17 protein-coding genes are annotated in these 21,328 nt (G+C 59.9%); 8 read left to right on the top strand and 9 right to left on the bottom strand.

Annotation, left to right across the window (positions count from 1 at the left end):
* Positions 1 to 6: 6 nt before the first annotated feature.
* The 8 genes from SH664x_RS00445 to SH664x_RS00480 form a co-directional block, all read right to left on the bottom strand.
* Positions 7 to 867 carry an amidohydrolase family protein gene (locus SH664x_RS00445; RefSeq protein ID WP_437204059.1) on the bottom strand — a complete coding sequence of 287 codons (861 nt, stop codon included), beginning with the start codon at positions 865 to 867 and terminating at the stop codon, positions 7 to 9.
* Positions 868 to 1,019: 152 nt separating this feature from the next.
* Positions 1,020 to 1,466, bottom strand: coding sequence for an RbsD/FucU family protein (locus SH664x_RS00450; RefSeq protein ID WP_437204061.1), 447 nt, complete (start codon positions 1,464 to 1,466; stop codon positions 1,020 to 1,022).
* A gap of 193 nt (positions 1,467 to 1,659) precedes the next feature.
* A complete protein-coding gene (locus SH664x_RS00455; RefSeq protein ID WP_437204062.1) occupies positions 1,660 to 2,592 on the bottom strand; it encodes an aldo/keto reductase in 933 nt (310 codons plus the stop codon).
* Between the two features lie 24 nt (positions 2,593 to 2,616).
* A complete protein-coding gene (locus SH664x_RS00460) occupies positions 2,617 to 3,585 on the bottom strand; it encodes a DUF3592 domain-containing protein (RefSeq protein WP_437204063.1) in 969 nt (322 codons plus the stop codon).
* A gap of 147 nt (positions 3,586 to 3,732) precedes the next feature.
* Complete coding sequence (locus tag SH664x_RS00465; RefSeq protein ID WP_437204065.1) at positions 3,733 to 4,833, bottom strand: Gfo/Idh/MocA family oxidoreductase; 1,101 nt, start codon at positions 4,831 to 4,833, stop codon at positions 3,733 to 3,735.
* A gap of 63 nt (positions 4,834 to 4,896) precedes the next feature.
* Entirely contained in the window at positions 4,897 to 5,745 is an 849-nt protein-coding gene (lpxA, locus tag SH664x_RS00470; protein ID WP_437204066.1) for an acyl-ACP--UDP-N-acetylglucosamine O-acyltransferase, read from the bottom strand.
* A 32-nt stretch (positions 5,746 to 5,777) separates the two neighbouring features.
* Positions 5,778 to 6,743: a UDP-3-O-acyl-N-acetylglucosamine deacetylase gene (gene lpxC / locus SH664x_RS00475; RefSeq protein ID WP_437204067.1), complete on the bottom strand. Its 966-nt coding sequence runs from the start codon at positions 6,741 to 6,743 to the stop codon at positions 5,778 to 5,780.
* Between the two features lie 40 nt (positions 6,744 to 6,783).
* Complete coding sequence (locus SH664x_RS00480; RefSeq protein ID WP_437204068.1) at positions 6,784 to 7,473, bottom strand: OmpH family outer membrane protein; 690 nt, start codon at positions 7,471 to 7,473, stop codon at positions 6,784 to 6,786.
* Positions 7,474 to 7,851: 378 nt separating this feature from the next.
* Here SH664x_RS00480 and SH664x_RS00485 point away from each other — a divergent pair, with 378 nt between their 5' ends.
* The 8 genes from SH664x_RS00485 to mgtE all read left to right on the top strand — a co-directional run bounded on the left by SH664x_RS00485 (position 7,852) and on the right by mgtE (position 20,425).
* On the top strand, positions 7,852 to 8,007 hold the full coding sequence (locus SH664x_RS00485; protein WP_437204070.1) for a hypothetical protein: 156 nt from the start codon (positions 7,852 to 7,854) through the stop codon (positions 8,005 to 8,007).
* 1,064 nt (positions 8,008 to 9,071) lie between these two features.
* Positions 9,072 to 9,644, top strand: coding sequence for a helix-turn-helix domain-containing protein (locus SH664x_RS00490; RefSeq protein WP_437204071.1), 573 nt, complete (start codon positions 9,072 to 9,074; stop codon positions 9,642 to 9,644).
* 559 nt (positions 9,645 to 10,203) lie between these two features.
* Entirely contained in the window at positions 10,204 to 11,931 is a 1,728-nt protein-coding gene (locus SH664x_RS00495; protein WP_437204073.1) for an ArnT family glycosyltransferase, read from the top strand.
* A 267-nt stretch (positions 11,932 to 12,198) separates the two neighbouring features.
* Positions 12,199 to 13,740 carry a SpoVR family protein gene (locus SH664x_RS00500; protein ID WP_437204075.1) on the top strand — a complete coding sequence of 514 codons (1,542 nt, stop codon included), beginning with the start codon at positions 12,199 to 12,201 and terminating at the stop codon, positions 13,738 to 13,740.
* Positions 13,741 to 13,911: 171 nt separating this feature from the next.
* Positions 13,912 to 14,685, top strand: coding sequence for a DUF480 domain-containing protein (locus tag SH664x_RS00505; protein WP_437204076.1), 774 nt, complete (start codon positions 13,912 to 13,914; stop codon positions 14,683 to 14,685).
* A gap of 336 nt (positions 14,686 to 15,021) precedes the next feature.
* On the top strand, positions 15,022 to 18,540 hold the full coding sequence (locus SH664x_RS00510; RefSeq protein ID WP_437204078.1) for a mechanosensitive ion channel domain-containing protein: 3,519 nt from the start codon (positions 15,022 to 15,024) through the stop codon (positions 18,538 to 18,540).
* 67 nt (positions 18,541 to 18,607) lie between these two features.
* Positions 18,608 to 18,874 carry a hypothetical protein gene (locus SH664x_RS00515; RefSeq protein ID WP_437204080.1) on the top strand — a complete coding sequence of 89 codons (267 nt, stop codon included), beginning with the start codon at positions 18,608 to 18,610 and terminating at the stop codon, positions 18,872 to 18,874.
* Positions 18,875 to 19,072: 198 nt separating this feature from the next.
* On the top strand, positions 19,073 to 20,425 hold the full coding sequence (mgtE, locus tag SH664x_RS00520) for a magnesium transporter (RefSeq protein WP_437204081.1): 1,353 nt from the start codon (positions 19,073 to 19,075) through the stop codon (positions 20,423 to 20,425).
* 189 nt (positions 20,426 to 20,614) lie between these two features.
* Here mgtE and SH664x_RS00525 read toward each other — a convergent pair whose 3' ends face one another.
* Positions 20,615 to 21,109 carry a hypothetical protein gene (locus SH664x_RS00525; RefSeq protein WP_437204083.1) on the bottom strand — a complete coding sequence of 165 codons (495 nt, stop codon included), beginning with the start codon at positions 21,107 to 21,109 and terminating at the stop codon, positions 20,615 to 20,617.
* Positions 21,110 to 21,328: the final 219 nt, after the last annotated feature.

Genomic DNA, 21,328 nt, shown 5'->3' on the forward strand with positions numbered 1-21,328 from the left:
CCGCGTTCAGGCAGCCGGAACCTTGTCGGCCGCGGATAAACGATAGAACTGCTGCGCGGTCCTGCCGAAGACCTGCGACTGTTCGTCGGCCGACAGCGACCCCAGCACCTGCTGCGCGGCGGCATGCACCTCTTCATACTCGGCCGCCAGCAGGCAGACCGGCCAGTCGGAGCCGTACATGCAGCGCTGCGGCCCGAAGGTTTCGAGTGCCAACTCGACGTAGGGTTTCAGGTCTTGCGGCTGCCAGTTCTGCCAGTCCGCTTCGGTCACCAGCCCGGAGATCTTGCAGTAAACGTTTGGCAGCTTTGCCGCTGCGCGGAGGTCCTGCTCCCAGTCCTTCCAGCCACGATCCTTGATCTGCGGCTTGGAAAGGTGATCGATCACCAGCGGGAGTCCGGGAACGTGCTGAGCGACAGCGACCGCATGCTGCAGATGCTGCACGTAGAAGAGCAGGTCGTAGGGGCAGCCATGTTTTTCCAGAACCTTCAGACCCTGCAGAATCTGAGGTCGAATGATGAAATTCTCATCCGGCTCGTCCTGAACGATATGCCGCACGCCGACGAACTTGGAATGCGCTCGCAGCTCCTGCAACTGGTCTTCACAGGCAGGGCTGGCGAGGTCGACCCAGCCGACCACTCCGGCAATCCACGGAAACTGCTCGGCCAGCGACAGCATCCACCGGCTTTCATCGACCGTGTGTTGTGTCTGCACCACCACGGTCTGATCGATTCCGCAGTGCTGCAGATGGGGCAGCAGATCGTCCGGGAGAAAGTCGCGACAGATGGGAGCCAGCGCCGGTTTCTCCAGCCAGCTGTAGTCGAAGGGTAACGATCGCTGCCAGAGATGGTGATGAGCGTCGATTCGCACGGGAGTCTCCGGGATTCAAGTCTTCCGGACAGGGAACGAAGGCCGGCTGCCTGGAACATTCTGATGGTGATCGACGCACTTCCTCACGCACCACATCGCTTGTCACTGAGCCTGGCGCCGACATGCTGACAGGGCTGCGAGCATGTCCTGCGCTAGTCCATGCGCACGCCAACTCGCAGCAGGATGTTCGCATAGCGCTGCTGGTCCGCGGTCTGCACCGTCAGGACATGATCCGCAGTCGCCACCGCCTCGTAAAACTTCCAGCGTTCGATCGGTTCCAGCTGCAGGGAAAGTCCGGCGTTCTGAATCGTCTTGCGGTAATCAGCCCAGACCGGCGGATCTGCCTGCAGCGCGTAGGGACCGGTGGTTTCGTACATCATGGTCTCGACCGATTCGATCGGGACCGCGCTGAGAATCGCTTCCAGCACCTGATTGCAGTTCACGAGCCCCGGCATCAGATTCAAAGACACCAGTTCCGCCTGCGGCCCCTTCTTGCTGGCTGCGGGATAATTGCCGTCAGCGATCAGCACGGTGGAGGTATGACCGGCTCGGGCCAATGCAGCCGTGATCTGCGGATGCAGCAGTTTACTCTTCAACATGGTCGCGCTTTCTGGAACTGCATGAGGTGGCAGCGGGATGAGTGCGTTTTTACAGGATCTGTGACGCTCCCGCCATACACCCACAGGTGTTGATGCGATCCGTTTTCTCCCTCACCGCGCCACCGGTTCCGTGAACGGCGGGCAGCGGTGGAAACAGGGACCGATGACGCCCGAACTTTAACCGGCTCCCGGGTCAGTTGTTCTCCGGCAGCCCTTCGATATGGCCGATATTCTTGACCGGAGCAAAGATAGCCAGCACGTCCCGCAGCAGCGATTCATCGATCGGCTGTTCCACCCAGGCGGCCCATTTGCGGATCAGTTCCGGGTTCTCGCTGCCCGCCAGGGTCGTGGCGATATCGGGGTGAGAGACCGAATACTGCAACGCCAGCTGCGCGATGTCGACGCCGTTCTTCTCGCACAAGGCGGCAGCCTTGCGTGCTGCGTCTTTCACAGCCTGAGGCTCCTTGTGCCACGGAGGAAGTGGAGCATTCGTCAGCAGCCGGGCCGCGAACGGACCGGCGTTGATCGCTCCGATTCCCCGCTCTTTCAGCCAGGGGACCGTCTCCTCCAGATAGCGTGAATTCTGCAGCGTGCACTGGTTGTAGCTGAGGACGCAATCGACGTCCGTCTGATCACAGATGAAGCGGAAGATCTTCTGCGGATAGCCGCTGAATCCGATGAACCGGACTTTCCCCTGCTGCTGCACCCGTCGCAGTGCCGGCAGTGTTTCATCCACAATCTGCTGCATTGGGACGAATTCAATATCGTGGCAGAGCATCACGTCGATGTGATCGGTGCCGAGTCGATGCAGCGACACGTCGACGCTTTCGGCGACCCGCTTGGCGGAAAAGTCAAAGTGCCCCAGGTCATAACGGCCCAGTTTGGTGCAGAGCCAGTAGCTGTCGCGGGGAATGCCGCGCAGGGCGATTCCGAGCAGGACTTCCGCCATGCCACGTCCGTAAAACGGGGACGAGTCGATGAACTTCAGGCCGCAGTCGAGCGCGGTCTTCACACTTTGAACCGCTTCATCGACGGTAATCGCCGCGTATTCCTGTCCGAGGGGAGCAGTTCCAAAGCTGAGGATCGGCAGTTCGAGTCCTGTTCGTCCGAGTGGTCGCGTGCGCATTTCAACCAGTCTCCAAAGAAGTCGTTATCCAATTCGTCCTGTCGCCACGGCCCATGCCAGAGCAAACAGAACTGCCGAAATCAACCAGGGGAACAGCAGCCACGCTGAACCGGGATGGATTACCGATTCACTCGGGCAGCGGGGATTGTAATGAATGTCGATCAGACTGCCGACCGGATACGATTCCGTCTGCCGGCGGGCCAGACCCGCGCTCGTGGACGACAACCTCACTCCCAGTGACACCTGATCGCCAATGTAGCGCCGGCCGTTGACTTCATATCCATACACCACCAGCGGCTTGTAATGTTTGCGGAACCGCTCTCCCCCACGGGCTCCTGACCAGTCCCGGAATGATTCCGCTGAAGTCGACAGAATCTGCCCCTGCGCGATCGGCCAGCTGCGAGCCTGTCGGGACATCTTCTGCAGAGCGAGCGCGAACAGGCTGCTCAGCAATCCCATGGTGCCGACAGCAGCCACGAAGGGAATCTGTTTGGGATTGGCGACCCAGGGCTGCAGCCACTTCAGGGCATCCCCGTAGAGGGCCGCCACGAACACCGGGGCGGCAATAAAAAAGCCGAGCAGAAAGACGATTCCCAGCAGCACTTTGCCGGCGGGCAGGTCTCGTTCCAGCAGCGCTTGTTGCGGCCGCGCGGGATTGTAATAGACCGTCACTTCCTGACCGACCGGGTAACGATCGAGAACCTCTTCAATCTCTTCGGGGCCGAATCGTTCCCCGATCGTAATCCGGTCACAGCGCAGCTTCTCATTCCCCACGCGGTACTCATAAACCACACGGGGCTGTTGCCGCAGCTCGCGGCGACCATTCCCCTGACGAACCCGCTGGGCTCCGATCCGGGACTCAACGACTCGACCTGTCGTCTCCGGCCAGCCACTCGCCTGTCGCACTTCATACAGCTTCACGCCCAGCGCAATCAGAATGACCGTGGGAAACGCTGCGCAGAGAATGATGACGAACAGCACGCCTTCTGGCATGCTGCGGACTCTATCCGATCCGCGAGAATCACGGAATCAATCGGTGTCGAAGGACGACTCGCCCGTTGAAGGTCCGGTTCCATCTGCTGGATCGCCCCCAGCAGACGGACAGAAACCTTCAAGTTGCGATGGAGACACGGACGCGGGTCATGCGGCAGCGCGACCGGGCGCCGACTGCGGCAGGTAGTGCTGCAGCAGGGCATCGGGCCCACATCGGCCGTCGGCGGTTCCGTCCCACTGGTGAGACGCCACCGACTGCTTGACCCGTTCCGCGACCTTCAACGCTGCCAATGCCTGAACCCCACTGACCAGAGGAGCTTCGCCTGTGCGAACGCAATCGAGGAACGATTGCAGTTCCGCCGTCAGAGCGTCGTCATTCGCCGCCTGGAACTGTTCGTGCTGAATGAAGCGGGAGAAAATCTCCGGCTTCAGATCAGCGGCGGTGCTCCGTCCGTCGCGAACCATTTCAAACGGGAGATCCCCATTCAGCAGGGGGGCACCCGGAGTGAAGCTGGTGACCGAGCGGGTCTGGAGATCGGCCGTGACACAACCGCGGTCTGACCAGCACTGCATTGTCCGGCTGACATGCGGTGCAACGCGGTTGGCGGTGATCTCGGCAATACAGCCGCCGGGGAAAACGAGACGAGCCTGCACACAATCTTCGAATCCACCGACGAGGGTGACTCCGAAGGCCTCGACCTGCACCGGTTGCTCCTTGACCAGAGAAAGCACCAGTTCAATGTCGTGAATCATCAGATCGTGGATGGCCCCGATGTCCATCGATCGAAACGCGTACGGGCTGACCCGTTCGCAACGGATGTATTTGGGAGCCCCGCTCCGCTGGGCGAGTGCCTGGAACGCCGGGTTAAAGCGTTCGATGTGGCCGACCTGCAGTGTGAGGTTCTGTTCGCCCGCCAGGTGCACGAGCTGCTGCCCTTCAGCGACGGTGGCTGTCAGGGGTTTCTCCACCAGCAGGGGAATCCCCTCGTTCAGGAAGTCTTCGCCGATCCGGCGATGCAGACTCGTCGGCACCACCAGTGAAACGGCATCGATCTTCCCGAAGAGCGTGCGGTAGTCGGAAGTCCATTCGCAGCCACAGCTGCTGGCAACCGCTTCACCCTGTGCCTGATTGGCGTCGGCGACTGCTACCAGTTTGGCTCCGGGAAGCTGTGACAGAATTCGGGCGTGGTGTCGGCCCAGGGCGCCCACTCCCACGACTGCGACCCGCAACTTTTCGTGTGTCGACATCTGCTTGCGATTCCTGTCAGCCCGCGGGCTGTCCTGAATTGTGTGGGGGATGAAAGCACCGGCTCAGGCGGCCGATTTGTCCTGTTGAGCGGCGGGAGCCATGCGAACTGCTTCGCGGGCTCGTCCCATTTTGCCTTTGCGCTGCAGCTCGATGGCGTTGATCAGCTTGTGGAGTTCCACCGGCAGCGTGCCATTCAGTTCGGCGTGGAAGTGGGCAATGACGGCATCCAGTGGCTTGTGCTCGCGGAACAGCATCTTCTGGGCCTGGCGAACCAGCGCGATGGTCGCTGCGCTGATTCCCGCGCGTTGCATGCCGATGACGTTGATCGACTTGATTTCCGGATTGTCACTTCCCGCGGCCAGCATGTAGGGGGGGATGTCGGTCGGAACGCGGCAGCCGCCGCTCACGAAGGCGAGCGTCCCGATCGTGGCGAAGTGGTGCACTACGGAGTTCCCCGAGACAATCGCCCGGTCGTGCACGTGGACATGTCCGCCCAGCAGCACGCCGTTGACCAGCATGGCATGATCGTAGATGTGGCAGTTGTGCGCGACATGTGCATTCGCCATCAGCAGATTGTGATTGCCGATGCGGGTGCAGCCATCTTCTTTCTCGGCTCCGCGGTTGACCGTGACCCCTTCGCGGAACTGGTTTCCGTTTCCGATCTCGACGGTGGTCGGAGCACCGGGGTGATAGCTGTAATCCTGTGGTTCGCCGCCGATGACCGATCCGGGCCAAAACCGGTTCTCTTTGCCGATGGTCGTATGGCCAGTCAGGGTCACATGGCTGTCGAGGTGGCAGCCATCTCCGACCGAGACGTTCGGGCCAACAACGCAAAACGGTCCGATGAAGACGTTCTCGCCCAACTGGGCGCGACGATCAACCTGAGCAGAGGGACTGATCTGGGTGGACATGGTGAGATGTTCCTGAGCGAACGGATGGCCAGTTAACTGGCCTTGAGAGTGGCGGTCGGGTGATGAGCATCCGGTCGCGAAGCGGCCAGATGGAGAGTTGAATTCGTGGGGAGCGCGAGGGAACGGGCTCGAAGGAAGGGGTGTCGATGTGAGGCGGAACGGATCAGCCGGATGATTTCGTGACTGTGTCGATGACCGGATCGCTCAGCCGCGAATCGTCCCCGGATGTCACATCCCAGGAGTGCGAAATCGCCGACGCAGTCCAGCATCTTGTGACGAACGCATTCATCTGCAAATCGCAGTGAATTGGCGATCAGTCCCTGATCTCCGAAAACAAGGGCGTTACTGGTTGTCGAACGCAGGGCAATCCCCTGGCTCTGAAGTTGCTGGACTTCCCGTTCAAGCGCAAACGTGCGGCAACGGGCCAGTTCAGCGACAAATGTCTCCGGGGTGATCGACAGCTTGAGAGACTGTCTGCCGATCGGGCCGGGTCCATAGTCGAGGAGAAATCCGATCTCCAGTTCGCCAGACCGGGAAGGCTGGGCAGCAATTCCGACCTGGGCGTTTTCGGTAAAACACAATGTTTCTTCAATCTCGATGACCGGCCGCCAGGCTGCCTGCTGGACGATTCCCGCACTCTGCAGGGCTTCGACAAAGGCCCACGAGGAGCCGTCACAGCCGGGCGGTTCGGGGGCATTGAGCCGGACGAGACAGTTATCAATCTGCAGGCCGGCCAGTGCGGCCATCACATGTTCGATGACGGAGACCGTTGCCCCCTGATGCGAGATCATGGTGCAGCGGGACTGTGGAACGACGTATTCAATCCAGGCGGGAATGCGGACGGACGGCTTCAGATCCACACGTTCAAATACGATGCCGGTGTCGACCGCTGCCGGGCAGAAGACGAGATCGACATCCTGACCGCCGAATAACCCGAAACCACTGACTGAAACGGGACGCTGGATGGTTTGTTGGTGACGCTGGGGAGGATTGAGCATGGGACAGACTCCTGAAGGCACAAACTGAAGTCTGTCAGAACTAGCGGATGGTCTTGCCGGAACTCGTTCCTGCCGCCGGCTTCACACCGGAGGGAGACGTGGTTGCCGGCGGGGCACCAACCCGTTTGGCCCACTCATCATTCAGATAGGTGAGAATCGGGTCCGTGAGGTCATCCTGCGGACGATGGTAGAGAACCTGGCGGTTCATCCCATTGATAATGTCTCGGGGATTCTCGGCATCGTCGACCGATTGGCGACTGAAGCGGAGAACGACAGCATATTTATAGAAGCGGGCGTACCGCTGCACGGCGTCTTCGACTTCGAGGTACACCGTCTTATAGATGTCTGCTTCTTTGCGGAGGAATTCCCGCTGGGTATTGCGTTTGAAGGTCTCCAGAGCGGTCTGGGCCTGCAGCAGCTCCCCTTCAATCTTGACGAAATCCGGGCTCCCTTCCTGCAGGGTCTGCAGCTGGCTCTGCAACTGTTTGAATTTTTCGACTTTGCCGCGGGCTTCCTGATCAGACTGCTCCAGTTCTTTCTGGAGTTCCTCGGTCATCGTCTTGAACTTCTGGTAGTTCTTGAAGACGTGGGCCATGTCGATGAGGCCGACCGGGTTCGCGGAGCTGCTGGCTGCGGCCGGAGTATTGTCGGCGGAGTACGCAGAAGGATTCGTCAGAGCCAGGCCGGCCACCAGTGTGGTGCCGACAAGCCAATGAGACAATTTCTTCACGAGAGGGCACTCCTTTGCACCGCTATGACTGATCGATCGCATCAGATCACAGCATCGAACCGGCATCCTGCTGGCAATTCCTGCACGTCAGCGGGCAGGCTGTGCATATTCTGCACATGCTCCGGAATGGGTCAAGATGTTTTCCCGGTCGGGGGTGTCCGCCCTGCAGATCCTGCTGATGCAACAGGCCTGCCAGTGTTTTCCGCTGACGGCCTGGAGCTTGTGCCTTCTGCCGGGGGGTAAGTTCGGGCCAATCAACAAAAAAGCCTTCCGTAACAGCTGTCACGGAAGGCGTCGATGTGAAGATCAGCGATCAGCCAAACTTATGCACCTGGCGGATTCGGAGCGTCTTCGTTAATCGGGGTGGAGTGGCCGCCCGTGGCACCGCCGCAGGGGGCGCAGCCAGTGCTGCAAGGAGCACAGCCGGTGCTGCAGGGAGCACAGGCGTTGCCGCACGGTGCGGCGCAGGCCGGAGCACAAGCCGGGGCGCAGCAGGAAGGAGCCGCACAGGTGGCCACGCAGCATGACCGGTGATGATGGCGAACCTTCTTGCAGCAGCGGCGATGTCCAGCTTCTGCGGAGTTCGCAGAAACGAATGCCACGATGGCGATCAGGGCCATCAAGCCAGTGAGTTTCCGTACCATAGATGTCGCTCCCATGTCGTAGTCTCGGAGTGTTTCGCTGCCGTCCACCGGGCCCGAGGCCAACCCGCGGTGGCGGACGCTGAGATCATGTGACGGCTGTCAACATTGCTGATCACAGCGAATTTACCGATTTGGTACTTTAGGGTGTACAGAAAGTCAAACAACTTTTCCTGGAACTGGGTGGGACTTGGGAAAATAACCGAGGTTACGAAATCTTCAGAAATCGCGAAAAGCTCCCAGCTTACGTGGCGAAACCGCCGGGCTTTTGCAATTCGCCGAGTTTTCCGGTCGTAAGGATTTGTTGACATTCGGCACGCTGTTTCCGTGTCGAAAACGCCAGCTATTCCGAATATTCCGCATCAGCGGGCGGTAGAATCCCTAGAGATGGCACATTCGTCGGAACCCATTGTGCCGTAAATCACGAATCATGACGATTCCGCGGTCGGTCTGAAGAGTCGGGCTTAAGTTGATGCCCCGTGCAGACCGAAATTGTAAGTCAGATTAATCACTCTCAACGGAACGGGAATGCACTTCCCGAGGGTTGCAAGACGCAAGCCTGCCGTGAGGGTCGATTGGTCAAGGGGGGGTTCACGCTTGGACTGCGATCTGGAGGAGCGGCATGACGCCGTCTCGTCTTGGGGATGCTGTTCATGCGTGGCTCTAAGCAAATGCTGCTTGCGAGTCATGTGCCCGGCGTCGAGCCGGAAAGCTGGGACTCCCTATATGGACGGCGTCGTTCGCGCTGGTGACAGGGTTGCGAGGGGGACTGACCACTCTCCCGCGCCGGCACAGTGTGGACGCCTGCTGTAATCACCTGAGACGACCCCGAAGCCGACGCTGGTTTTTGCCATGGACCCACGGGCTAGGAGAGCCGGCCATGTTGTCGAACTAGGGGTGAAGATCCAGAGCAACGAATTGCTCTGACCCAGACAGAATGTGATTGGAGAGCCCGCAATGAGGACGATCTTCACTACTGGTCAAGTTGCGAAAATTTGTAAAGTCGCACCACGCACCGTCAGCAAGTGGTTCGACTCCGGACGACTCCGCGGATACCGGATTCCCGGTTCCCAGGATCGCCGGATTCCCCGGGAGCATCTCATCCGGTTCCTTAAGGAACACGGGATGCCGCTCGGAGAACTCGAAGATGAAGCCATGGGCAAACTGCTGCTCGTCGGAGTGGACGGTCCCGTCCGCAGCGGTTTGGAAGGCGTTCTGCAGATTGACGACTTCAAAATTGAACTCGCGGCCAGCGGGTTCGAAGCCGGCATTCAGGCAGAATCACTGCACCCGGATTGCGTTGTCATCGACTTCGCAATGGGTCGCAATGAAGCCCTGATGATTGCACAGAATCTCCGGAAGAATACCGACTACACTGACACGGTGCTGATCGCGCTGCTCAGCGACGATGACACCGCCAGCGGGTTCGACCGGACGATTTTCAACGAAACGTTCCGCAAGCCGTTCGACGCAGCTCTGCTCGCTGAACGGATCCGGACGCTCGTCAGTCGTCGCAAGACGCTCGTTTGACCGGCCGTGAGGCGGACAGGTCACTGCCTCAAACTTTCCGCCGGACAGTCGCCCAAAGCTTCGTCACGGAAGACGGGCGGACGGGACGGCAAGTCTGATGACCAGTTTCGGTTCGAGATGTCCGTTGGCGCGATTCGCCCGTTCAGCGTTCGTAGCTCTCCGGATCCGTGGGTCCAATCCATTCGTAACTTTGGGGAAAGTTAGGAATGACGTGTTCGGCGATCGCCAGCACTGGACCGGAAGGAATCTCGTCAGCGACCATCATGAACCGCAACTCTCAGTCAGTATGCCCTACTAACCAGGCGATTCCGCGAGTGACGGAAATTCGGAATTGCTGATGAGCGGCTCGACCATTCGACTGAAGCGACCCTCGCTTTGAGGGTCGCTTCAGCCATTTCCAGACCACCCTCTGGCGCTTGGAACGAACTCCACCCGCCACGCTACACTGAAGCCTGCAGCCCGCTGGTTCCAGGCCACTCCCCCCGACATCTCATGCTCCGGGCGGACTTCTGTCTGCAACCACTCAGGTCGGTTTTCCCGCAGACAAAGCGATCTCCCCATGCCCGCAGGCACTTTCTGTCGCACTTCCTGTTTTCTGCCGCTGCTGCTGGCACTGCTGGGAATGTTTTCCGTCGCTGCGACAATCGACCTCGCCAAGGACTGCCGCTGGTCCGCCGAAGGGCCCGGCCTCACCTTCGATGAGGGCTTCAACGTCGACATCGGGGTCTACCTGGTCGAGTCGATGATCCACGCCGGACTCGGACTGCTCCATCCCGCGACGCTCGCCGAAATTTATAATGATCCCGCGTACAACCCGGATCATCCGCCACTCGGCCGTCTGGCAATGGGGATCTCTAACGCTCTCCTTTGTCGACTCGGGGATGACCCGCGGATTTCGGTGGTCACCTATGCCCGCGTGGCGTCGGCTCTGGAATACGGAGCACTGATCTGGCTGGTCACCCGTTTCTGCCTGCGACGCTGCGGACGCACCGGAGCTGTGGCGGCCGGCCTGTCGTTGCTGCTGACGCCGCGACTGTGGGCTCATGCCCATCTGGCGGCACTCGAAACCTGCATGAATCTGACCTATGCCCTGTTCGTGCTGGTCACACTGGACCTGTGGAGCCGCATCGGTCGGACGCCCGTTCAGACCACCGTCGGCGCAAAAGGTTCACCGCAGGGACTTCCTCATGTGCTGCGCCCCAGAGACGGCATCGTGCCGGGAATTCTCCTCGGTCTGGCACTCCTGACCAAGATGCAGGCGATCTTTCTCCCTCCCGTGTTTGTCGTCTGGGCGCTTCTGACGTGGCGCAGCAAAGCCCTTCTTCCCATTGTGGTGACGGCGGTCGTTTCGTTTCTCGTCTTCTTTGCCGGGTGGCCGTGGCTGTGGCACGATCCAGTGAACCGGATGCTTGACTACTTCGCCCGCTCGACCGATCGGATCACGCTCTATTGCTATTACTGGGGGGAACGCTTCGCCGACCGGGAAGTCCCCTGGCACTTCCCGTGGATCACCTTCCTGATCACGACTCCGGTGGTCTGCCTGCTGCCCGGACTGCTCGGGCTCTGGCCGGAACGAGCCGCGACCTCAACCCCCCGACTTTCTTTGCAACGACATGAACGCCTGTTTCTGCTGGCAGCCATGCTGTTGCCGTTGGGGGTGTTCTCTCTCCCCGGCGTGACGGTCTACGACGGCGAACGACTCTATCTTGTCGCCTGGCCCCTGTTCGCGGTGTTCGTCGGGATCGGCGCGCAGCGGATCGCCAGCTGGCTAGTTCCTGTCACCGGCGAGTCCCATGTCGTCGGTCCCGGAACCAAATGGAAATGGGGCACGGCAGCGGTGGTGCTCTTCCTGCTGCTGTTCTTCCCTCTGCGACAGATGATTCTGCTGCAGCCCTGTCAGCTCAGCTACTACAACGAACTGGTCGGCGGTCTCGCCGGCGCGGATCGGCTGGGCTTCGAGCCGACGTACTGGGGAGACGCGGTGACATCCTCCTTCCTGAAGCGCAGCAGTCAACACCTCCCGCAGCAGTCGCGACTGGCTGTCGCCCCGTTGTTGCATCCCGCCTATCTGCAGGTGTTACGACGGGATTCCTGGCTGAGGCATCGTCCGGATCTGACGTTCGAGCCCTACGATGACACCAATCCCCAACTGTCAAAGTATGTGCTGGTGATTCGTCGTCACGCCGATCCGTGGGCCTCGTTGACCCCACCGCCACCGGGGACCAGGGTGCTGGAGCAGGTGACCCGCGACGGCGTGGTGCTGGCGGAGCTACTGCAACTGCCCTGACGCCGGGGGCCGCAACAGTGGGAGGTGCCGCAATAGTGGGGTGAGTCCGGAAATCCAATTCCAGGAACTCCTCTGTTCGGAATTCCAGCTCCCGCATAGAATTGCCGCGACCAACCGCTCTTTGGATGACCGGCGTTTTCTTCAGCCTGGCGGGGCGTTTGGCTTTTCCCTCCGTGCGCTCCCCGACAGCGAGTTTCCCGTTTACTCGCAACCGTCGAGATCGTCAGTCTGGCGAAACCGCGACAACAACGGTTGCTGGGAGAGAACATGGCTGTCACGACTCACCGGGCACTGCCGCCTGAGATTCAGGACATTCAGGCCGAGATGGAGCAGATCGCTGCCTCCTATGGGCTGGATTTCTTTCAGACCATCTTCGAGATGCTCGACTACGAAGAGCTGAGCATGTTCGCCGCGTATGGCGGGTTTCCCATCCGCTATCCCCACTGGCGGTTCGGCGCTGAGTACGATGAACTGATGAAGAGCTATTCGTACGGTCTGTCCAAGATCTACGAAATGGTGATCAATACCGATCCCTGCTACGCCTACCTGCTCTCCGCCAATGCCATCACCGACCAGAAACTGGTGATTGCTCACGTCTACGGACACTGCGACTTCTTCAAGAACAACGCCTGGTTCGCCCCGACCAATCGGAAGATGCTCGATCAGATGGCGAATCACGCAGCGCGCGTCAATCGCTATATCGACCGCTACGGCTACGAAACCGTGGAGCGGTTTATCGATGCCTGTCTGTCGCTCGAAAATCTGATCGATCCCCATGCTCCGCATATTCGCCGAACTCCGGATCCGGCGAAGGAACAGGAAGCCCGTCGCCACGAGCGTCGTCAGGACTCGGTCGAAGGACACGCCCGGCCAACGGAGTCCGGGCGATTTCAGTCCAAAGACTACATGGACTCGTTCATCAATCCTCCGGATGTGCTGGAAAAAGAGCGGCAGATCCGCCGCGAGAAGGAAGAAGCCCGCGAGGCGACAAGATCCTTCCCCGAAAAGCCGCAGCGGGACGTAATGCTGTTTTTGCTGCAGTACGCCCCGTTGCGAGACTGGCAGCATGACGTGCTGGCGATGATCCGCGACGAGGCCTATTACTTTGCTCCTCAGGGACAGACCAAGATCATGAATGAAGGCTGGGCCAGCTACTGGCACTCCACCATCATGACAAAACATGGCCTCACCGATGCGGAAGTGATTGACTACGCCGATCACCATTCCGGCACGATGGCCATGAGCCCGCAGCGGCTCAACCCTTACAAAATCGGCATCGAACTGTTCCGTGATATCGAGGAGCGGTGGAATAAAGGTCGCTTTGGAGCGGAGTGGGAAGAATGCACAGATGAAACCGCTCGCAGGAACTGGGACCAACAACTGGGACTCGGGCGTGAGAAGATTTTCGAAGTTCGTCGCATCCACAACGACCTGACGTTTATCGACAGCTTTCTGACAGAAGACTTCTGCCGCAAACACAAGTTGTTCAGCTTCGCCTACAACGATTCCAGCGGGAACTATGAAGTCGCTTCACGCGAATTTCAGGCGATCAAAAAGCAGCTGCTGACCAGTCTGACCAACCACGGTCGTCCGTTCATCTACGTCAAAGACGGAAACTATGCCAATCGGGGAGAGCTGTATCTGCAGCATGATTTTCAGGGAATCGAACTGAAACGGGATTACGCCAACGACACGCTGCAGAACCTGCAGATGATCTGGGGTCGTCCCGTGCACATCGCGACGGTCATGGATGAAAAGCCGGTGGTTCTGGCGTATGACGGTCGACGGCACGAGGTGCATTCGGCGTAACCCGCCCCGGCGATGTGTGGCGGCGATGCAGCGAGACCCTCGCTGCCGCGTCGGGTTCCGCAGTGAGCCAACCAGACGCCGTCGCGTCAGAGCCATTTTTGACCCGTTTCGCAGCAACTGCTACTCTGTCCGCTCACAGCAGTTTTGAAACGCGAGTACAAGGATGCGGCGATGAGCGGATACGACACAGATCCTGAATCGGGTGGCAATTTTCCTCCGGTTCGGCAGCTCACCAAACCCCAGCGTCGCGCCTTCGGTGTGTTGATCGAGAAGGCGTTCACCGTCCCGGAAAGCTATCCGATGACGTTGAAGGGGGTCACGGTCGGATGCAATCAGAAGAGCAACCGGGCACCGCTGACCAACTACTCCGAAGATGCCGTTCTGGAAGCGTTGGAACAGCTCCGCGAGATGGGACTCGTGGCGGTCGTGCATACCGAATCGGGCCGCACCGAGAGATATCGGCATTATGCCCGCAAGCGATTCCCTTTCACGGAACCGCAACTGGCGATCATCACCGAGTTGCTGCTGCGCGGATCTCAGCAACTGGGTGAGTTGCGGGCCCGGGCCAGCCGCATGGTGCCGATCGAGAGCCTGCAGGACTTGCGCACGGAACTCGATGCACTGCTTGAGCAGGGATATATCCGCTCGGGTGGTTCACTGGATCGCCGGGGAGCTGAGGTGGACCACAACTTTCATGTTCCTTCGGAGGCGGTCCCCGCGCTGGGAGGCGGGAGCGATGTCGCGACGCCGGGCGAACAGGAAGACCGCCCCGCAACGCGAGCCGTGGTGACTTCTTCTGCAGGAGCGTCGGACGATCTGCGGCAACAGCTCGCGGCGATTCGCGAGGAGAATCAGAGCCTACGCAGCGAACTGCAGGAACTCAGGCAGACGGTCTCCGAACTGCAGGACAATCTCACTTCGCTCCGTCAAAGCCTCGGAGCGTAGCGCGGCGGCCCGCTCCTTTCCTTGCGCAGCACGGTTCCCCATTGATCAATCGCTCGATCCCGCGCGGGGGGTGCGTCGACCGCAAACCGAAACGCGAGACATCGGCGGGTGTTGATGTTTTCTGCCGAAATGTTTGGTGACGTGGAACCCACACGGCTGCGCTCGACGAGGTCCCGCGGATTGACAAAGGCAGTTTGACTTTTCCGCCCGTGTCGAGGAACCTCGGCGGAAGAGGTGTGCCGCTTCGCTGCAAGGAGCGGAACACCAGGGCATCGACGGAGCGTAGTTTTGAAACGTTGTTCTGAACGTTTCACCAGGATGGAATTGAACGGACTCATGTCTGCATGGATCAGAATTGTCAGCCTGTGTGGATTGCTGGCGCTGACCGCCACGAGTGGAACGCTGCTCGCCCAGCTTCCGATTCCGCTGGTGCCACCGTCTCCCCCTCCCTCACAGCCGGCTGCTCCGGCGGAGAATTCAGCCCCGGCCCCTGCTGCCGCAGCGCCGGCGGGAGCCCCCTCTCCCCCTCCTCCCACGGTCGAATCGCCGACCACGGATCAGGTCACCAAGGACGGACTCGAAGGCCTGCGCAAACGTGTCGACGCAGCCACTGACCTCACAGAAGATCAAAAGAAAAAAGGGCTGGAGGCAATTCAGAAGGCTCAGGATGCGCTGAAGCAGGCTGAAGACTTCGCCGCTTCCAAAGACGCCCTGCAAAAACAGATCGAAGGACTCGAGGAGAACCGGAAAAAGTGGTCACGCGATGCCGCCGCGCTGCAGAAAGCCCGCTGGCCGCTTGGCGAAACGGAACTTCTCAAGCTGGAACAGGAGCTGACCCAGAAGAATCAGAACCTGATCGAAGCCACAACCGCGTTGCAGCAGGTCGAGCAGCGAATTGCCGACCGCGAAGCGCACCAGCGGACCATCACAGACCGGCTGGCTGCCATTCCCGCGGCGGTCGAAACGCTGACACAGACTCTGGCGAAGCTCCCGGCGTCGACCGATCCCCCCTTGCTGGTCGAAGCCCAGCGTTCGCGTCTTCTGGCCGAACGGTCGCGACTCTCCGCGGAACCGGCAGCCCTGCAGACGGAAATGTCGACCATTGCTGCCGAAGAGGCGGTGGGGCTGCTGCAGCTTCAACGGCAATACTGGACACAACGCACCGCCGCGCTGAAGACCGAAATCTCCCGCTGGACAGACCATATCGCCAACCTCAAGCGAGACGATTCCGTCGGCCGCAAGAACATTGCCCGCACCGATGCGGAAGCGGCCGAGTTCCCGGAACTCTCCGCGATCTATCTGCAGAATGCCAAGATCGTCGAAGCCGAGCTGGAGGTCCGTACCAAGCTCGAACAGCTGCAGTCGGAACTCGATGTTTCGACCGACATGCTGCAGCGACTGGATGAAAACTGGAAGCAGCTGGAGGTCCGCGAATCCAAAATCAAATCGAGCGCGGCGTTCGGGATTCGCCTGCGTGAAGAGCGCCGTAAGCTCCCCAATGTCACCGAACTTCGACGGGAGGTGAGCGAACGCAACGAGACCTACGTCACTGCCAACCTGGAAGCGATTCAATGGGGCGAGCGTTTTCCGGAACTCTCCAAGCTGGACGCGGAAGTTGACAGGACTCTGAAGAAGATTGTCGGCTCCTACAACGTCAGCTCGGATGAAGTGGTTGAGATCGAAGAGGAATGTCGGCGGGCCCTCGTTCAACAGCAGGAATATCTCACGCAGCTGGAAGCGGCTTATGGCCACTACAGCACGGCACTCGATCGGCTGAATGCCCTGCAGGAACAGCTGGCCAAGCGGAGCCTCGAATTCCGCGACTACATCGACGAACGGGTGCTGTGGATTCCCAGCGATGTCCCGCTGCTGCCCAAGAACATTTCTGGCGATCAGCAGGCGCTGGTCTATCTGCTGAATCCGGAGACGTGGGGGACCGTCGGTCTGGTCATCCTCAAGGATCTGCAGCAGTTTCCCTGGCTGTACGCGCTGATCACGCTGCTGACGATCGGCATGTGGGTCACACAGGGACGTCAGAAGAAACGTGTCCGGGAATACGGACAACAGGCCACCAGCCGCCTGAACACGTCGATGACTCCGACCTGGAACGCGCTGCTGTGGACCACGCTGCGGGCCGCGGTCATTCCGTTTCCGCTGGTGTTTTTGAGCTGGCGATGTATTGCGGCCGATACCAATGCGATGGTCTCGGAGCTGGCGACGTATCTGCTCTGGTTGTCGTTGTGGATTGGCTGGCTGGACTTCGTCCGGCTTTCCGGCCGCCCGAACGGACTCGGCCCGGCGCATTTTCAGTGGCCGGCACGGGTCAATCAGATTTACAGCACGCAGGCGGCCTCGTTCCTGCTGCTGGGGACACCGCTGTTGTTCATGCTGGCGGTGCTCTATGCACGACCTTACAAAGGTTCCAATGAATCGCTCGATCGCATTCTCTGGATCACACTGTTTGGGCTGCTGGCTTACTCCCTGCACCGCTTGACCTCGCCAAGATTCGGAGTTCTCTATGAGCTGAATGACGCGACCGGAGTCGACCAGCGGTGGAATCGACTCGGCGCGTTGTGGCATTTCATTGCGGTCTCGATTCCGGTGGCGCTGGCCGGGCTGATGGTCGCGGGTTACACCTATGCGGCGGAGCAACTTTGCCTGCGATTGGTCGAGACGCTGGTCGTCCTGTTCGCCGCCGTCTTTACCCGGGCCCTCTCCTTCCGCTGGCTGACGCTGCGACAGCGGAGACTCGCGGTGGAGCGCGCTCGGGAAGTGCGTGCCGCACTGGCACAGGCCCGCGAGGAAAAAGACTCCACGGCTGCTTCCGTTCTGGAAGCGCAGGAAGCCCGCACCAACCTGGTCGAAGTCAGTGCGCAGTCGAAACGCCTCCTGAATACCACCATCGTCGTGATTGCCCTGTTTGCCGCCTATTTGATCTGGAAGGAAGTGCTCCCCGCGCTGAAGTATCTGGACGAATACAAGCTGCTGGGGACGACATTGACCGTCTCGAAGCTGATGGGGGCCATCATGGCGGTCATTCTGACCACGACCGCCGCGCGGAACATTCCCGGTCTGCTGGAAATCACCATCCTCGAACAGCTGCCGCTCGATCGCTCGGTTCGCTACGCCATCGGTGCCCTGACCCGTTATCTGATCCTGATTATCGGCATTACGGCGGTCAGCAAGGCGCTGGGGGTGGAGTGGCAGAGCATCCAATGGCTCGTCGCGGCCCTGACGTTCGGCCTGGGCTTCGGGATGCAGGATATTTTCGCCAACTTTATGTCGGGACTGATCATCCTGTTCGAACAGCCGGTCCGGGTCGGCGATGTGGTGACCATCGACAGCACCACAGGAACCGTCAGCCGCATCCGAATCCGCTCCACCACGATCATGGACGCTGACCGCAAGGAATACATCGTTCCGAATCGGGAACTGATTACCGGCAAGGTGCTCAACTGGACGTTGACCGACTCCACCAACCGCATCCTGCTCAAGGTGGGTGTTGTCTATACGTCCAATCCCGTACAGGTGCAGGAGATTCTGCTGCAGATCGTACGCAGCCAGCCGCATGTCCTCACGGAACCGGCCCCCGGCGTGATCTTCGAGGGGTATGGGGAAAAGACGATGAATTTCGCCGTAACCGCGTTTCTGCCGTCGATGGAATTCCGGGGAGCGACCATCAACTCGCTTTATACCCGAATCCATCAGGGACTGACCGCCGCGGGCATCGAGTTGCCCCATCCGCAACGGGAGTTTGAGATCCGGATTCCGAATAACAGTCCGGGTCTCCCCCTGCCGGTCCCCTCCAGTAACGGGGAAGACATCGCCGAAGCTGTGGCGGACGCTGCGGACTGAATCACGCTGCCACGCCCTCCGCTGATCCCGTCGTCGTGACGTCGACTGCCTCCTGTGATTGAACTCCATGTCTTATCAAGATGAGTCTTATCAAGATGAAGATGCTGACTGGGAAGACCCGGACTTCGACGACATCGAAGAACCGGAGGACTCGGGGACGATCGAATGTCCCAATTGCGGAGCGGCGGTCTACGAGGACAGCCCGCAGTGTCCGACTTGCGGCGAGTACGTGACCAGAAGCCGCCCCTCGCCCTTCAGTGGAAAGCCGGTCTGGTATGTGGTGCTCGCCATCCTGGGGGGACTGGCGGTCGTTTTTGCCTGCCTGCGGTTCTGACGGTGAAATCGGTGCTGAAACCTCCACGGTCGGCATTCGCGCTGACCGGGATCTGCTATCCTCAGCGGATCATTCTCTGAGCCGATTGTTCAGACCAGTCCCCTCGCAGCAGAGATTCCCCGCAGGGAAACGCCTGGCGCCGCGTGGCGAAACGGATCAAGCAGCAGCCTAAATTGTCCTAGCACGTCACCCGAGCGCATGCCTCCATCGATTTTCAACTCCTTGCTGCTTCCCGATCTGCGGCTGATGCTCCAGGAAGGAGATGAGGCCGGGCTGCGGGAATTCTGCGATGCCCTGTATCCGGCAGTCGCCGCCGAAGTGTTGGAGGGACTTGAACCGGAAGAAGCCTGGAAAACACTGTCGTACTGCAAGGCTCCGCGACAGGCCGAGATCTTCTCGTTCTTCGATCTCTCGTTTCAGGTCAAGATGGTGGACTCGATCGAGCCTGAGAAGCTCTCCAAAATTATTGAAGAGATGTCGGCCGACGACCGTGTCGACCTGCTGGCCCGGATGGATCCCGAGCACGTCGAGCAGCTGCTTCGGCTCGTGGCGCAGGCGGAGCGGAGTGATATCCGCAAGCTGCTTTCGTACCCGCCGAACAGCGCCGGTTCCATCATGACCACGGAATACGCGTGGCTGCCTTCGGACATCACGGTGCAGGAAGCGCTGGAGCGATTGCGTCTGCAGGCCCCCAGCCGCGAGACGATTTACTACATCTATATTACGGATGCATCACGGCATCTGATCGGGTTCCTGTCGCTGCGGAAGATTATTCAGGCCAAGCCGGGCGTCAAGCTGGCCGACATCATGCAGCGGGACGTGATCTCGGTGCGGGTTGATGACGATCAGGAATTCGTGGCCAACGAAATCGGTCGTTACGGCTTTATCGCCATCCCGGTGGTCGACAACCAGAACCGGTTGGTGGGGATCGTCACCCATGACGATGCCGCCGAGGTGTTGCAGGAAGAAGCGACGGAAGACGCCCACCTGCTGGCTGCCGTGCAGCCTCTGGAAGATGGCTACGTCAATACGCCGTTTCTGGAGATGGCGTGGAAGCGGGGAATGTGGCTGGTGATCCTGCTCGGCTTTGCCTCGTTGACAGCGCATGTGCTGAACTACTTCGAAGGTTCAGGGACCGGCTCGTGGATGGTGCTGTTTCTGCCGATGGTCCTCGGAGCGGGGGGAAACGCCGGTTCCCAATCGGCGACGCTGGTGATTCGGGCCCTGGCGCTGGACGAAACGCAGGGGCGGGTGCACTGGATCGCGTGGCGCGAGGTCCGGCTGGGAGCGCTGCTCGGGCTGGTGCTGGCGACGTTGTCACTGATGGTCAGTGCCACGTTGATCGGCGGTCAGGCGACCGCGGTCGTCCCGATTACCGTCTTCGCGGTGGTCGCGATCGGAACGCTGGCCGGAGCGATGTTGCCACTGGGGCTGAAGAGGGTCGGACTGGATCCGGCATTCATGTCGAACCCGCTGATCGCTGCGCTCAGTGACATGCTGGGTGTGGTGATCTATTACAACACCGCGCGGGTGATTGTCGGGTTGTTTTGAAGTGCCTGGAGAGTGAGAGGGGCCTTCCATCGCCAGCAGGCGGGAGTCACGGTATCAAATCAAACAGGGCCCGCGGGTTGCCGTCCGCGAGCCCTGCTGTCGACCCAGACAGGTCGGCCATGTGCCTGTTGCTGGTGATCGAGAGACAGCTGTCGGTCGATCACCAGCGGGAGGAATGTGTGTGTCGGTTCACACGACTTCCATCCGTCCGTCGACGTATTGCCGCATCGCGGGTCCGGCGGCTTCCGACGGCCCCGCATGGATCTGCACCCGAATCGGCACTCCGTGAACCGTTCCTTCAATGGTCAGAAAGGAGAGGTCCGAGAGGTGTTCAAAACAGACGTTGCTGTTCGGGAATGCATTCCAGAACAGTCCTTCGATGCTGTCGAAGTGGCGGGTCAACTGTCCCAGATCAAAGCGGAAGTTGACCGGTCGCAATTCACCGTCACCCGGCCCGCCGACAATTTCATGTTCTCCCAGGAACAGCGAAACCTGCCAACCGCTCTCCCCTTTCAGGCATTCGTAGCCGACACGGGCGACGCCGCTGAAGGGTTCAAAGCGTTCGGAGAATTCCTCCACAAAATTGATCAACCAGGCGGGGAGCTGGGGCTTCTGCGATTTGCGCTCTCCCGACATCTCCAGTTTTTTCACAAGATGGCGAATCGCCAAATGGGAATGACTCAACAGATTCTCCCTCAATCGGACTGACCGGAAAGATCCGCAATCCTCTAACTCAATGATGCCGCGCGCCCCTGCGCTCTCCTTCGTCACTGCACATCAGCCTGAAATTTCCATGCTGCTGTCCTTACGCACCTACAAATCGGGCGATCCACGAATTGCTTCCAGCGAAACCTGCCAACTCTGGCCGGAACCCTGTCCGGAAGTTGCAGCGCGCCGAACATG

It is taken from the genome of Planctomicrobium aquicomposti, from assembly GCF_051466325.1.
Taxonomy (GTDB): domain Bacteria; phylum Planctomycetota; class Planctomycetia; order Planctomycetales; family Planctomycetaceae; genus Planctomicrobium.

Bases quoted from the DNA above. Each gene is read 5' to 3' on its own strand.
- lpxA (WP_437204066.1), bottom strand. From the start codon at position 5,745: ATGTCCACCCAGATCAGTCCCTCTGCTCAGGTTGATCGTCGCGCCCAG.
- SH664x_RS00450 (WP_437204061.1), bottom strand. From the start codon at position 1,466: ATGTTGAAGAGTAAACTGCTGCATCCGCAGATCACGGCTGCATTGGCC.
- SH664x_RS00500 (WP_437204075.1), top strand. From the start codon at position 12,199: ATGGCTGTCACGACTCACCGGGCACTGCCGCCTGAGATTCAGGACATT.
- mgtE (WP_437204081.1), top strand. From the start codon at position 19,073: ATGCCTCCATCGATTTTCAACTCCTTGCTGCTTCCCGATCTGCGGCTG.
- SH664x_RS00460 (WP_437204063.1), bottom strand. From the start codon at position 3,585: ATGCCAGAAGGCGTGCTGTTCGTCATCATTCTCTGCGCAGCGTTTCCC.
- SH664x_RS00495 (WP_437204073.1), top strand. From the start codon at position 10,204: ATGCCCGCAGGCACTTTCTGTCGCACTTCCTGTTTTCTGCCGCTGCTG.
- SH664x_RS00510 (WP_437204078.1), top strand. From the start codon at position 15,022: ATGTCTGCATGGATCAGAATTGTCAGCCTGTGTGGATTGCTGGCGCTG.
- SH664x_RS00465 (WP_437204065.1), bottom strand. From the start codon at position 4,833: ATGTCGACACACGAAAAGTTGCGGGTCGCAGTCGTGGGAGTGGGCGCC.
- SH664x_RS00490 (WP_437204071.1), top strand. From the start codon at position 9,072: ATGAGGACGATCTTCACTACTGGTCAAGTTGCGAAAATTTGTAAAGTC.
- SH664x_RS00515 (WP_437204080.1), top strand. From the start codon at position 18,608: ATGTCTTATCAAGATGAGTCTTATCAAGATGAAGATGCTGACTGGGAA.
- lpxC (WP_437204067.1), bottom strand. From the start codon at position 6,743: ATGCTCAATCCTCCCCAGCGTCACCAACAAACCATCCAGCGTCCCGTT.
- SH664x_RS00455 (WP_437204062.1), bottom strand. From the start codon at position 2,592: ATGCGCACGCGACCACTCGGACGAACAGGACTCGAACTGCCGATCCTC.
- SH664x_RS00505 (WP_437204076.1), top strand. From the start codon at position 13,912: ATGAGCGGATACGACACAGATCCTGAATCGGGTGGCAATTTTCCTCCG.